The sequence below is a fragment of the Variovorax sp. Varisp53 genome, assembly GCF_059491555.1.
Genome location: NZ_CP168512.1, coordinates 2,683,512 through 2,696,863, shown reverse-complemented (window position 1 = coordinate 2,696,863; position 13,352 = coordinate 2,683,512). Strand labels below are relative to the sequence as shown.

Sequence of the window (13,352 nt, the reverse complement as noted above, 5' to 3'; positions counted from 1 at the left end):
TGACGCACAAGGGCTTTTGGCTATCGCCGCCATAGCGTCCCCGCACGGCACGCCACCCCTTGGTTTCTGTCACAATGACCAGCACTTTAGCTGCACCGAAACTCTCTGCGCACAAGGACCCACACATGGCCAGCGAACTCATCAAACACATCTCCGATTCCTCCTTCGAGGCCGACGTGCTCAAGTCCAGCCAGCCCGTGCTGGTCGATTACTGGGCCGAATGGTGCGGTCCCTGCAAGATGATCGCCCCGATCCTCGACGAAGTGTCGGCCACCTACGAAGGCAAGCTGAAGATCGCCAAGCTGAACGTGGACGAGAACCGCGACATTCCCGCCAAGTTCGGCATTCGCGGCATCCCCACCTTGATGCTGTTCAAGGACGGCCAGTTGGCCGCCACCAAGGTCGGCGCCATGAGCAAGGCGCAACTCACGGCCTTCATCGACCAGCAACTCGCCTGAGCGATTTCCACCGGCCAGCGCGCAATGCGTTGGCCGGCGCGTTTTTCCTGTCATAATCTCCCACAGATCACCGGCCCTTTATCCAGGCAACCGGTTCGAGTTCCCCGGTTGGTGAGGCACCTCTCGCTTCACACCCAACCTCCCCCCGTTTTCCGTTCGATTACCCCGCGAGGGGTCATTCCATGCACTTAAACGAACTCAAGGCACTCCACGTGTCTGAAGTCCTCAAGCAAGCCGAAGCGCTTGAGATCGAAAACGTCGGCCGCATGCGCAAGCAGGAGCTGATGTTCGCGATCATCAAGAAGCGCGCCAAGGCCGGCGAGCAGGTCTTCGCCGACGGCGTGCTCGAAATACTGCCCGACGGCTTCGGCTTCCTGCGCAGCCCCGACACCAGCTTCACGGCCAGCACGGACGACATCTACATCTCGCCGAGCCAGGTGCGCCGCTTCAACCTGCACACCGGCGACATGATCGAAGGCGAGGTGCGCACGCCCAAGGACGGCGAGCGTTATTTCGCGCTGACCAAGCTCGACAAGGTCAACGACGGCCCGCCCGAGCAGAACAAGCACAAGGTGATGTTCGAAAACCTGACGCCGCTGTTCCCCAAGGAGCAGATGAAGCTCGAGCGCGACGGCATCAAGGGCGACGAGAACATCACGGGCCGCATCATCGACATCATCGCCCCCATCGGCAAGGGCCAGCGCGCCCTGCTCGTGGCGCCGCCCAAGAGCGGCAAGACGGTGATGATGCAGCACATCGCCCACGCGATCAGCGCCAACTACCCCGACGTCCACATGATGGTGCTGCTCGTGGACGAGCGCCCTGAAGAAGTGACCGAAATGCAGCGCACGGTGAAGGGCGAAGTCATTGCTTCGACCTTCGACGAGCCCGCAGCGCGCCACGTGCACGTGGCCGAAATGGTGATCGAGCGCGCCAAGCGCCTGGTCGAACTGAAGAAGGACGTGGTGATCCTGCTCGACTCGATCACCCGCCTCGCCCGCGCCTACAACAACGTCGTGCCCTCGTCGGGCAAGGTGCTGACCGGCGGTGTGGATTCGAATGCGCTGCAGCGTCCCAAGCGCTTCCTGGGCGCCGCGCGCAACGTGGAAGAAGGCGGCTCGCTGACCATCATCGGCACCGCGCTGATCGACACCGGCAGCCGCATGGACGAAGTGATCTTCGAAGAGTTCAAGGGCACCGGCAACTCCGAAATCCACCTCGACCGCCGCCTGTACGAAAAGCGCGTGTTCCCCTCGATCCAGCTCAACCGCAGCGGCACGCGCCGCGAAGAATTGCTGCTGGCCCCCGAGATCCTGCAGAAGACCCGCATCCTGCGCCAGCTCATGTACAACATGGACGAGATCGAGTCGATGGAGCTGATGCTCAAGAACATGAAGGCGACGAAGACCAATGTCGAGTTCTTCGACATGATGCGTCGCGGCGGCTGAGCATCACGCTCTCCCGCAAAAAGCGCGTTGGCCCCACGGCCAAACGCGCTTTTTTCATGGGCGCTCGATGCGGATGGCGCGGCCTTCGGCGGCGCTCTGGCGGCCGATGTCGAGCAACTCCATCAGCGCGACGGCCTGCTCGGGCGGCACGGGATTCGGGCCGTTGCCGAGGATCGCGTCGCGGACCGCGGCGTAGTAGTCGACGTAGTTGCCGGCCCGCGTCGGCAAGGCGCGAAAGTGCGGCGCCCCGTCGCCACCGATCAGCGTGAGCTCGCCATCGAGCGGATCGGCGCCCCATCCCACGGCCGGCGGGCGCTGCCCGGCGCGCAGCGCGTCCTCCTGCGGATCGACGCCGTGCTTGACGTAGCTGCCGCGCGTGCCGTGCACGATGTAGCGCGGCGCAGCGTGGGCGGCGAGCGTCGTCGAATGCAGCACCACGCGCAGCGGCGCATGCGGCCCCTGCTCGTAGCGCAGCACGGCATGAAAGTAGTCTTCGACCACGGCACCGTCGCGCAACACGGCGGTGTCGAGCTGGATGGTGTCGGGCCGGCCGAAAAGCTGCACCGCCTGATCGACCAGATGGGCGCCCAGGTCCACCCACAGGCCCGACCCCGGCACGGCCTGCTCGCGCCAGCGCGCCTTCACCTCGGGCCGGAAGCGGTCGAAATGCGACTCCAGGTACACCGGCCGCCCCAATTCGCCGGACGTCAGGACCTCCTTGAGGGTCAGGAAATCGGCATCGAAACGCCGGTTCTGATACACCGCCAGGACAAGGTTGTTGCGCTTGGACAACGCCTCGAGCTCCCTCGCCTCAGCCACATCGAGCGTGAAAGGCTTGTCCACCACCACGTGCTTACCGGCTTCCAGCGCCGCCTTGGCGACCGGATGGTGTTGTGCGTTTGGCGTCGCGACCACGACCAGGTCGATATCGGCGCGCGCCACCAGCGCCGCCACGTCGGGCACCACGAGCACACCAGGCCAGTCGGCGTGCACCTTGTGCGGCTGCGAACTCGCCACTGCGGCCAGTTCGAGCCTCGGAACGGCCGAAAGCACGGGCGCATGGAAGGTCTGGCCGGCAAAACCGTAGCCGACGAGGCCGGCGCGCAAAGGTGCAAAGGTCATGGAAGGGCTCCGTTTGCTCGAAAATGGGGCAGTATGCGATAATCATGGGCTCCGCGAAAAGTGCGGCTGGGCAGCTTCGCCCGGCCTCCTGGATTTCCCAGGGCAGCGCGCCAGACCATTGGCACGCTGGTGGCTCTCGCATCGACCGCGCATTGATTCCAACAGCGCAAAAGGAAAAACCATGGCAAAAGAAGGCATCCACCCGAATTACCGCGAGATCCTGTTCGTCGACATGTCGAACGGCTTCAAGTTTGTGACCCGTTCGTGCGCGAACACCAAGGAAATGGGCAAGACCGACGACGGTCGCGAGCTCCCCCTGTTCAAGCTCGACACCACCAGCGAATCGCACCCGTTCTACACCGGCACGCAGAAGTCGGTCGACAACATGGGCGGCCGCGTCGAGAAGTTCCGCAACCGTTTCGGCAAGACCACCGGCGCTGCTTCGAAGTAAGGCACGCGCTTTTGCGTCGAGGGCAGCCCGGTTTACCGCGCTGCCCTTTTTCTTTCCGAATCCTGCCCTCTTCCGCCACTTGAACCAGCCCACCCCCGCGATCGTTGCCCAGAGTGCCGTGCGCCGGCTGCCGCGCATCGCGTTGCTTCTGCTGTGTGCGGCCTACCTGCTGCCGGGCCTGGTCGGCCGGGGCCCCTGGAAGAGCGCGGACATCACGGCCTTCGGCTACATGGCCGAACTGGCCCGCAGCACCGAAGGCATCGCGCGCTGGTTCGACCCTCTGCTGCTGGGCCTGCGCCCTGAAACGCCCGCGCTGATCCCATACTGGATCGGCGCCCTGGCCATCAAGATCGCGCCGTCGTGGCTCAACCCCGACCTGGCCGTGCGCATCGCATTCGCGTTCCTGCTCTGGGGCACCTTCACGGCCAGCTGGTATGCGGTGTACTACCTGGCCCGTACGGCGCGCGCCCAGCCCGTGGCCTTCGCCTTCGGCGGCGAGGCACGGCCGACCGACTACGCACGCGCAATTGCCGACGGCGGCCTGCTGGCGCTGATCGCCTGCCTCGGCCTCGCCCAGCTTGGCCACGAGACCACGCCCGCGCTGGCACAGCTGTTCTTTGCCTCGCACCTGTTCTACGGCGTGGCCGCACTGCCCTATCGCCGCGCGGGCCCGTTGATCGCACTGACGGTGGGCACCATCGGCATCACGCTGAGCGGTGCGCCCACCGTAGGGCTCGCGCTGGCTGTCGGCAGCGTGCTGTACATCGCCTACGAGCGCCGGCTCGCCGCGCAGTCCGAGCGCGAGAACATCAACGACGAAGACAACGGCCCCGGCTACACGCGAGGTGCCCTCCTCGCGATGGCTGGCATTACCGTGCTGGCGGCGGTGCTCGTGTTCGGGCTGAAGCTGCCGACATGGAAGATCACCGTGCTCGGCGGTTCTCTGCTGGGCGACGTACGCAGCCAGGCCAAGCTGCTGCTGTGGTTCACCTGGCCGGTCTGGCCGCTTGCCATCTGGACGCTCTGGCGCTGGCGGCGACAGCTCACGGCGCGCCACGTCGCGCTGCCCTTCTGGTTCGCGCTGGTGCCGCTGGCGGCCACCTGGACCACCGACTACTCCGACCGCTCGCTGCTGCTGGCGCTGCCCGCGTTCGCCACGCTGGCCGCCTTCGCCTTGCCCACCTTCAGACGCAGCGCAGCGGCGCTGATCGACTGGTTCAACGTGCTGTTCTTCAGCGGCCTGGCCGTGCTCGGCTGGATCTACTGGGTTGCCATGCAGACTGGCGTCCCGCCCAAGCCCGCCGCCAGCGTGGCGCGACTGGTGCCCGGCTTCGTGCCCGAGTTCTCTCCCATTGCCGTTGCGCTCGCGGCGGCCGCGACAATCGCCTGGTGCTGGCTGGTGCGCTGGCGCACGGGGCGGCACCGTGCCGCGCTCTGGAAGACGCTGGTGCTGCCCGCCGGCGGCACGGCGCTGTGCTGGATGCTGCTGATGACGCTGTGGCTGCCGCCCATCGACTACGCGCGCAGCTACGTGCCGCAGGTGCGGGCCGTGGCCGAACGCGTCGGCCAGCCGCGCTGCATCGCGGAACTCGCGCTCAGCCGCCCGCACATCGCGGCCCTGCGCCACCACGGCAACTTCAACGTGCAACCGCTGCTGCTGGGCACCGATTGCCCATGGCTGCTGGCGAGCCCAGAGACCATCGAGCGCCTGCACACCATCATTCCCTTCGACCAGTGGCGCTTTGCCGGCACGCTGCGCCGACCCAGCAGCGCGGCCGACGACCTCCTGCTCTACCAGAAGATCACGCCGCAGTGAGGGGCGGCGAACGGGCCCTGATCGCGCGGCACGCGGGCACCGTGCTCGCCGGGCAGCTGGCCGTGATGGCCTTCGGCGTGGCCGACACCATCATCGCCGGGCGCTACTCCGAGCAAGCACTGGCCGCCCTGTCGGTCGGCGCCGCCATCTTCGTCAGCGTGTACGTCTCGCTGATGGGCGCGCTGCAGGCGCTGCTGCCGGTCTGGGCCGAACTGCACGGTGGCGGCCGCGCCGGCGAGGTGGGCCGCTCGGTGCGGCAATCGCTTTACCTGGCCGCCATTGCCATCATGGCCGGCATGGCGATCCTGCTGCTGCCGGACGCGGCCCTGCGGTGGACCCAGGTGCCGGCTGCGATGCGCGGCGAAGTCGAGGCTTATCTGGCGGTGCTGGCCTTTGCGCTGGCGCCGGCCCTGCTCTTTCGCCTGTTCAGCACGCTCAACCAGAGCCTGGGCAAGCCCCAGCTCGTGACATGGCTGCAGCTCGGTTCGCTGGCCGTGAAGCTGCCGCTGTCGATCTGGTTCACCTTCGGCGGCGCGGGCTTGCCGGCCATGGGCCTCGTGGGCTGCGCCTGGGCCACGCTGTGCGTGAACTGGGCGATGCTGGGATGCGCCATCTGGCTGCTGCGCAATCGCGCGTTCTATCGCGACTACGGGCTCTGGAAGCGCATCGAGGCGCCCGACTGGCAGCAGATCCGCAAGTTCGCGCGGCTCGGCGTGCCAGGCGGCTTGGCGGTGCTGGTCGAAGTGACCTCGTTCACGCTGATGGCCTTGTTCATCGCCCGCCTTGGCACGGCGGCCGCGGCGGCTCACCAGATCGCGTCGAACCTGCTGGCCGTGGCCTATATGACCCCGCTGTCGCTGGCCATCGCGACCAGCGCGCGCGTGAGCTTCTGGCTCGGTGCCGGGGATACGGCCAGGGCCCGGCACGCCTGTCGCCTGGGCTTCGAGCTGACCGCGCTGTGCGCCCTGTTCTACGCCGCCGCCATGGCTGCGCTGCGCTACGAGCTCGCCAACGTGTATTCAGACAACCCCGCTGTGATCGCGATGGCCGGCGCACTGCTGCTGGCAGTGGCCATGTATCACTTCGCCGATGCGGTGCAGACCTTCTGCGTGTTCGTGCTGCGGTGCTACCGGGTCACGCTGGCGCCGCTGGTGATCTATTGCGCGATGCTGTGGGGGCTGGGCCTCGGCGGAAGCTACCTGCTGGCGTACCGCGGCCTTGGCCCCTGGACGGCCATGCAATCGCCGCTAGCGTTCTGGATCATGAGCGCCTTCGCGCTGGTGCTGACGGCCCTGCTTTTCGGCGCGCTGCTGCGTTGGACGATGCGCCAGCGCGCCTGACAAGAGCTGCCTGCTACCTGGCCAGCACGCGAGCTTCCCGCACGCGCGCTGCGGGAAACACCAGCGCAAAGCGCGAACCCTTGCCCACCGTGCTTTCGATGCGCAGCTCGGTGCCGTGCCGCTGTGCAATGTGCTTGACGATGGCCAGCCCCAGCCCCGTGCCGCCCGTCTCTCGCGAACGGCTGCGGTCGATGCGGTAGAAGCGCTCGGTCAGTCGGGGAATGTGCTCGGCGGCAATGCCGGGGCCCGTGTCTTTCACTGCGTATTCGCCACGCCCGTCAGGCAGCACCCGCCAGCTCACCGCCACCTCGCCGCCGCCGGGCGTGTAGCGGATGGCATTGCTCAGCAGGTTCGACATCGCGCTCTGCAGTTCGGTCGGTGCGCCCGACACTTCGGACTCGGCATCGATGGTGAACGACAGCCGATGTCCCTGCGGTGCCACACGGCCCGACAGCCCGCGGCCCTCGTCTTCGCACTGTGCGAGCAGCGCACGAATGCGGATCCACTGGTTGCCCGAAGGCGCCGCGCTGCCTTCCAGCCGCGACAGCGTCAGCAGGTCGTTCACCAGCGTTTCCATGCGGTGCGACTGCTGCCCCATCAGCGACAGGTAGCGCATGCGTTCGTCCGCATCGAGCGGCAGGTTCTGCAGCGTCTCGACGAAGCCCGCCAGCACCGTCAGCGGCGTGCGGATTTCGTGCGACACGTTCGCCACGAAATCACGCCGCATCGCCTCGGCCTGCTCCAGCGCCGTGATGTCGCGCGTCAGAAGCATGCGGCGGTTGCCGGCATAGGGATGCACCTGCACCGACAGCCGCACTAGGTGGGGGCGCTGATGCGAGTGGCCGGGTCCGGAGGCGTCGATGACCACGTCGCGGCTGTAGTTCCACGATGCAAGGTAGGCGACGAAGGCCGGATCGCGCACGAGGTTCGCCAGATGCTGCGCAAGGTCGCGCTCGGCGTCGATGCCGAACTGGCTGGCGGCCGTCTGGTTGCACCATTCGATGCGGCCCTGCTCGTCGAGCAGCACCACGCCGTTGGGCGACGCCTGGATGGCCGCGAGGAATTCCTGCAGCCGCTCTTCGGCTTGCCGCGTCTGCTGCTCGCGGTCGCGCAGCAGCTTGCGGATGCGCTCCGACAGCTCGCCCCACACGCCCGCTCCCCGCGTCGGCAGGCCCGCCGCGTCGTTGCGCAGCACCCGCATCAGCCGCTCGGCGCGCCAGGCATCGAGCGCCAGCCAGAGCACCGCGCCCAGCCATGCGCCCAGCCATCCGTACTTCCAGCCAAAAATGGCGACAGCGCCCGCTCCTATTGCAAGGGACGCTATTAAAAAAGTAGCAATTCGAAAAGGCATGGCGGGCGATTATCCGCGCCCGCGGCCGAGGGACGCCACTGCGCTCAAACCGTGACTTGGGCGGTCAGCCGGTAGCCCGCTCCGCGGACGGTTTCGACCATCGGCGCCGCCGCACCCAGCGATTCGCGCAGGCGCTTGACGTGCACGTCGACCGTACGCTCCTCGATGTAGACGTGGTCGCCCCACACCTTGTCGAGCAGCTGCGCGCGGCTGTGCACGCGCTCGGCATGCTGCATCAGGTAGGCCAGCAGCTTGAACTCGGTCGGCCCGACCTTCAGCGCGCCGCCCTGCCAGGTCACGCGGTGGGTGGAGGTGTCGAGTGCCAATTCGCCGATCTCGACGCGCTCGGTCACCACTTCCGGCGCGCGGCGGCGCAGCACCGCGCGGATGCGAGCCAGCATTTCCTGCGTGGAGAACGGCTTGGTGATGTAGTCGTCGGCACCTGCATCGAGGCCGGCCACCTTGTCGGGCTCGTCGCCGCGCGCAGTCAGCATCAGGATCGGGATGGCCTTGGTGCGCGGGTCCTTGCGCCACTGGCGCGCGAGCTGCAGCCCGCTCTGGCCCGGCAGCATCCAGTCGAGCAGGATCAGGTCCGGCAGGAAGGCGTCGATCTCGCGCTGGGCCGCGGCGCCATCTTCCGACCAGATCGGCTCGAAGCCGTTGTGGCGCAGGTTGACGGCGATCAGCTCGGCGATCGAGGACTCGTCTTCGACGATCAGGACTCGGGGTTTCTTCATTGCTTTCTTGGGAGTCTTGCCGCGGTTGTCACTGCAGCGCGGACTCTATTTCTTGCATCGAAGTGTGCCGCACATCGGCGCCCTTGACGATGTAGATGATGAACTCGGCGATGTTCTTGGCGTGGTCGCCGATGCGTTCGATGGCCTTGGCCAGGAACAACAGGTCCAGGCTGGCGGAGATGGTGCGCGGGTCTTCCATCATGTAGGTGACCAGCTTGCGCACGAAGCCGTCGAACTCCTTGTCGATCAGGTCGTCGTCTTTCAGGATCGACAGCGCCGCGGCCGTGTCCAGGCGTGCGAAGGCGTCCAGCGCGGTGCGCAGCAGGCCCGAGGCCAGGTCGGCCGCGATGCGCAGTTCGGTCGTGGGCAGCTGGCGGGCCGCCCCGCTCTCGATGATCGACTTGACCATGCGCGCGATCTTGTTGGCCTCGTCGCCCACGCGCTCGAGGTTGGCGGTGGTCTTGCTGATGGCGATCAGCAGGCGCAGGTCGCGGGCGGTCGGCTGGCGGCGCGCGATGATGGACGACAGCTCGCGGTCGATGTCGATTTCCATCGCATTGACGCGGTGCTCGGTCTCCATCACGCGGTCGGCGGCTTCGGTGTCGAACTGCAGCAGCGCATACACGGCCTGGTGAATCTGCGACTCGACCATGCCGCCGAGCTCCATCACGCGCGACGAGACGCCGTTGAGTTCGCTGTCGAACTGGCTGGAAAGGTGTTTCTCGGTCATGGTGTCTCCTTAGCCGAAACGGCCGGTGATGTAGTCCTCGGTTTCCTTGCGCTGCGGCTTGAAGAACATCTGTTCCGTCGCACCGAACTCGATCAGGTCGCCGAGGTACATGTAGGCGGTGTAGTCGCTGCAGCGGGCGGCCTGCTGCATGTTATGCGTCACGATGACCACTGTGTATTCATTCTTCAGCTCGGCGATCAGTTCCTCGATCTTCGCGGTGGAGATCGGGTCGAGCGCCGAGCAGGGCTCGTCGAGCAGCAGCACTTCGGGCTTGATCGCGATGCCGCGCGCAATGCACAGGCGCTGCTGCTGGCCGCCCGAGAGGCCCGAGCCGCTTTGCTGCAGCTTGTCGCGCACTTCGGTCCACAGGGCGGCCTTCTTCAGGGCCCACTCGACGCGGTCGTCCATTTCGCTGGCCGAGAGATTCTCGAACAGCTTCACGCCGAAGGCGATGTTGTCGTAGATCGACATCGGGAACGGCGTGGGCTTCTGGAACACCATGCCGACCTTGGCGCGGATCAGCGCCACGTCCTGCTTCGACGTGAGCAGGTTCTCGCCGTCCAGCGCGATGGTGCCTTCGGCACGCTGCTCCGGGTAGAGCTCGAACATGCGATTGAAAGTGCGCAGCAGGGTCGACTTGCCGCAGCCCGAGGGGCCGATGAAGGCGGTGACCTTGTTCTCGGGAATCTCGAGGTTGATGCCCTTGAGCGCGTGGAACTTGCCGTAGTAGAAGTTCAGGTCCTTGACCGAGATCTTCGAGCGCGACGGTTGTTGTGCGACGGTGTTTGGCATGTTGTCTTCTTCTGGATTCAGTGTTTGGTGCGCGTCAGGACCCGCGCCAGGATGTTGAGGGCAAGCACGGCAATCGTGATCAGGAACACGCCGGCCCATGCCAGCTGTTGCCAGTTCTCGTACGGGCTCATCGCGAACTTGAAGATCGTGACCGGCAGGCTGGCCATCGGCTGGCTCACGTCGGCGGTCCAGAACTGGTTGTTCAGCGCGGTGAAGAGCAGCGGCGCGGTTTCGCCCGCGATGCGCGCCACAGCCAGCAGCACGCCCGTGACCACACCGGCGCGTGCAGCGCGCAGCGTGATGCTCAGGATGACCTTCCACTTCGGCGTGCCCAGCGCGTAGGCCGCTTCGCGCAGGCCCGGCGGCACCAGCTGCAGCATGTTCTCGGTGGTGCGGATGACCACGGGGATCACGATCAGCGCGAGCGCCAGCGCACCGGCCAGGCCCGAGAAGGTCTTGAAATAGGCCACCACCACGGCATAGACGAACAGGCCGATCACGATCGACGGCGCCGACAGCAGGATGTCGTTGACGAAACGCGTGACGGATGCGAGCCAGCCCTTGGGGTTGTACTCGGCCAGGTAGATGCCGGCCATGATGCCGATGGGCGTGCCCACGAAGGTGGCCAGCATCACCATCACGAACGAACCGAAGATCGCGTTCGCGATGCCGCCCGCCTCGTTCGGCGGTGGCGTCATCTCGGTGAAGGTGGCAATGGCCAGGCCGCCGACGCCCTGGCGCAGCGTTTCCCAGAGGATCCACACCAGCCAGAACACACCGAAGGCCATCGCAGCGAGCGACAGCGTGAGGGCGATCTTGTTGACGCGGTTGCGCGAGGCGAACCGGGCCTGGCGCGTTTCAGCAAGCGCCTTGGCGTTCAAGAGATTTTGAGCGGTACTCACGATTTGGTTCCTTCGCTCTTCTTCATCTTGGCCAGCAGCATCTTGGAGAGCGACAGCACGACGAAGGTGATGAAGAACAACACGAGGCCGAGGTACATCAGCGCAGCCTGGTGCAGGCCCGCGCCGGCTTCGGCGAATTCATTGGCGAGTGCCGAGGTGATGCTGTTCGCAGCCTCGAACACCGACAGCGAGTTGAGCTGGTTCATGTTGCCGATCACGAACGTGACCGCCATCGTTTCACCCAGCGCCCGGCCCAGGCCGAGCATGATGCCGCCGATGACGCCGGCCTTGGTGTAGGGCAGCACCACCTTGGAGACGACTTCCCAGGTGGTCGAGCCGAGGCCGTAGGCCGACTCCTTCAGCAGCGGCGGCGTCACCTCGAACACGTCTCGCATCACCGAGGCGATGAACGGGATGATCATGATCGCCAGGATGATGCCGGCCGACAGGATGCCGATGCCCACCGGCGGGCCGGAGACCAGTGTGCCGAGGTAAGGCACGCCGCCGAGCAGCTTCTGCAGCGGCTGCTGCACCCAGGTGGAAAGGATCGGCCCGAACACCAGCAGGCCCCACATGCCGTACACGATGGAGGGCACCGCCGCCAGCAGTTCGATGGCCGTGCCCAGCGGGCGCTTGAGCCAACTGGGCGAAAGTTCGGTGAGGAAGAGCGCAATGCCGAAGCTCACGGGCACCGCGATCACCAGCGCGATGATCGAGGTGGCCAGCGTGCCGTAGATCATGACGAGGCCGCCGTACTCGTCCTTGACCGGGTCCCACACGCTGCTCGTGAGGAAGCCGAGGCCGTACTTCGAAATGGCGGGCCAGGCGCCGGCGATCAGCGACAGCAGGATGCCGATGAGCATCGCGAGCGTCAACAGCGCGGCGCCCTTGGCGGCCCAGCCGAACAGCCGGTCGGCCATCGGGCCGGAGCGCGGTGCCTTCACGGGCGGCGGAGGGGCGGTGGCACGACCGCGCTCGGCCGCGAGGTCGAGGGAGGTGGCAGCGGCGGGAAAGGTGGATGACACAGGTCGCTCCGGCAAAGACGAAAGCGGCGCGTCCTGGAGCGAGGGTTTGCTCATGGACACGCCGTTCTTCTGGGCTGATGGGTGGATTACTTGAACGCGACGGCCTTGCCCGACGCGTCCTTCACTTCACCCCATGCCTTGGCGATGGTCGCCTTCACGGCGTCGGGCATCGGCACGTAGTCGAGGTCGTCGGCCGTCTTGTCGCCGCTCTTGTAGGCCCAGTCGAAGAACTTGAGCACAGTAGTGGCGTTGGCGGGCTTGTCCTGCACCTTGTGCATCAGGATGAAGGTGGCGCCGGTGATGGGCCATGCATCCTTGCCGGCCTGGTTGGTCAGCACCTGGTAGAAGCTCTTGTTCCAGTCGGCGCCGGCGGCGGCGGCCTTGAAGGCCGAGTCGTCGGGCGACACGAAGGTGCCGGCGGCGTTCTGCAGTTGGGCGTACGTCATCTTGTTCTGCTTGACGTAGGCGTACTCGACGTAGCCGATCGAGTTGGGCAGGCGGTTCACGAAGGCTGCGACGCCTTCATTGCCCTTGCCGCCCGCGCCGGTGGGCCAGTTCACGGCCGTGCCTTCGCCGACCTTGCTCTTCCACTCGGCGTTGACCTTGCTCAGGTAGTTGGTGAACAGGAAGCTGGTGCCCGAGCCGTCGGCGCGGCGAACCGGGGCGATGGCGGCGTCGGGCAGGTTCAGCGAACCGTTCAGCGCCTTGATGGCGGGGTCGTTCCACTTGGTGATCTTGCCGAGGTAGATGTCGCCCAGGACCTGGCCGCTGAGCTTCAGCTCGCCGGGCTTGATGCCGGGAATGTTGACCACGGGGATCACGCCGCCGATGACGGTGGGGAACTGCATCAGGCCCTTGGCCTGCAGTTCGTCGTCCTTCAGGGGAGCGTCCGAAGCGCCGAAGTCGACGGTCTTGGCTTCGATCTGCTTGATGCCGGCGCCCGAACCGACCGACTGGTAGTTGATCTTCACGCCGGTGGCCTTGTTGAAGTCGGAGGCCCACTTGGCGTACAGCGGTGCCGGGAAGCTGGCGCCGGCGCCGGTCACGTCCTGGGCGAAGGCGGAAATGGAGAACACCGCGGCCACCAGGCCGGCTGTTGCAAATTTGAACGTCGTTTTCATGAAGCTTCCTTTAGAAGTAAGAAGTAGTCCCTTTTTTGGGCTTGAACGGACTCTAGAAA

General features: G+C 66.0%; 13 protein-coding genes. 5 read left to right on the top strand and 8 right to left on the bottom strand.

Features of this window, described 5'->3' with window-relative positions; translation table 11 throughout:
- The first annotated feature begins 125 nt into the window (after nucleotides 1-125).
- Together trxA and rho are read left to right on the top strand one after the other, a co-directional pair.
- Nucleotides 126-458: a thioredoxin TrxA gene (trxA, locus tag ACEOAB_RS12550; protein ID WP_056599263.1), complete on the top strand. Its 333-nt coding sequence runs from the start codon at nucleotides 126-128 to the stop codon at nucleotides 456-458.
- A gap of 182 nt (nucleotides 459-640) precedes the next feature.
- On the top strand, nucleotides 641-1,906 hold the full coding sequence (gene rho / locus ACEOAB_RS12545) for a transcription termination factor Rho (protein WP_007836663.1): 1,266 nt from the start codon (nucleotides 641-643) through the stop codon (nucleotides 1,904-1,906).
- A gap of 54 nt (nucleotides 1,907-1,960) precedes the next feature.
- On the opposite strand, the gene ACEOAB_RS12540 is transcribed toward rho, so the two are convergent.
- Complete coding sequence (locus ACEOAB_RS12540; protein WP_413748829.1) at nucleotides 1,961-3,028, bottom strand: oxidoreductase; 1,068 nt, start codon at nucleotides 3,026-3,028, stop codon at nucleotides 1,961-1,963.
- Between the two features lie 181 nt (nucleotides 3,029-3,209).
- On the opposite strand from ACEOAB_RS12540, the gene ACEOAB_RS12535 reads away from it, so the two are divergent.
- The 3 genes from ACEOAB_RS12535 to ACEOAB_RS12525 all read left to right on the top strand — a co-directional run bounded on the left by ACEOAB_RS12535 (nucleotide 3,210) and on the right by ACEOAB_RS12525 (nucleotide 6,635).
- On the top strand, nucleotides 3,210-3,479 hold the full coding sequence (locus tag ACEOAB_RS12535) for a type B 50S ribosomal protein L31 (RefSeq protein WP_007836661.1): 270 nt from the start codon (nucleotides 3,210-3,212) through the stop codon (nucleotides 3,477-3,479).
- A 79-nt stretch (nucleotides 3,480-3,558) separates the two neighbouring features.
- Nucleotides 3,559-5,295, top strand: coding sequence for a hypothetical protein (locus ACEOAB_RS12530; RefSeq protein WP_413748828.1), 1,737 nt, complete (start codon nucleotides 3,559-3,561; stop codon nucleotides 5,293-5,295).
- Nucleotides 5,292-6,635: an MATE family efflux transporter gene (locus tag ACEOAB_RS12525; RefSeq protein ID WP_413748827.1), complete on the top strand. Its 1,344-nt coding sequence runs from the start codon at nucleotides 5,292-5,294 to the stop codon at nucleotides 6,633-6,635. Before ACEOAB_RS12530 ends, ACEOAB_RS12525 begins: the two co-directional genes overlap by 4 nt.
- Before the next feature lie 13 nt (nucleotides 6,636-6,648).
- Here ACEOAB_RS12525 and phoR read toward each other — a convergent pair whose 3' ends face one another.
- The 7 genes from phoR to pstS are packed head-to-tail and all read right to left on the bottom strand — an operon-like array spanning nucleotide 6,649 to nucleotide 13,293.
- Nucleotides 6,649-7,986 carry a phosphate regulon sensor histidine kinase PhoR gene (phoR, locus tag ACEOAB_RS12520; protein WP_413748826.1) on the bottom strand — a complete coding sequence of 446 codons (1,338 nt, stop codon included), beginning with the start codon at nucleotides 7,984-7,986 and terminating at the stop codon, nucleotides 6,649-6,651.
- Nucleotides 7,987-8,030: 44 nt separating this feature from the next.
- Nucleotides 8,031-8,723, bottom strand: coding sequence for a phosphate regulon transcriptional regulator PhoB (phoB, locus tag ACEOAB_RS12515; RefSeq protein ID WP_007836652.1), 693 nt, complete (start codon nucleotides 8,721-8,723; stop codon nucleotides 8,031-8,033).
- Between the two features lie 28 nt (nucleotides 8,724-8,751).
- Nucleotides 8,752-9,453, bottom strand: a complete 702-nt coding sequence (gene phoU / locus ACEOAB_RS12510; RefSeq protein ID WP_007836651.1) for a phosphate signaling complex protein PhoU — start codon at nucleotides 9,451-9,453, stop codon at nucleotides 8,752-8,754.
- Nucleotides 9,454-9,462: 9 nt separating this feature from the next.
- Entirely contained in the window at nucleotides 9,463-10,245 is a 783-nt protein-coding gene (gene pstB / locus ACEOAB_RS12505; protein WP_007836650.1) for a phosphate ABC transporter ATP-binding protein PstB, read from the bottom strand.
- Nucleotides 10,246-10,262: 17 nt separating this feature from the next.
- Nucleotides 10,263-11,147, bottom strand: coding sequence for a phosphate ABC transporter permease PstA (gene pstA / locus ACEOAB_RS12500; RefSeq protein WP_413748825.1), 885 nt, complete (start codon nucleotides 11,145-11,147; stop codon nucleotides 10,263-10,265).
- A complete protein-coding gene (gene pstC / locus ACEOAB_RS12495; protein WP_056599279.1) occupies nucleotides 11,144-12,226 on the bottom strand; it encodes a phosphate ABC transporter permease subunit PstC in 1,083 nt (360 codons plus the stop codon). The genes pstA and pstC overlap by 4 nt, the downstream gene beginning before the upstream one ends.
- Nucleotides 12,227-12,258: 32 nt before the next feature.
- Complete coding sequence (pstS, locus tag ACEOAB_RS12490; protein ID WP_056599282.1) at nucleotides 12,259-13,293, bottom strand: phosphate ABC transporter substrate-binding protein PstS; 1,035 nt, start codon at nucleotides 13,291-13,293, stop codon at nucleotides 12,259-12,261.
- Between the last annotated feature and the right edge of the window lie 59 nt (nucleotides 13,294-13,352).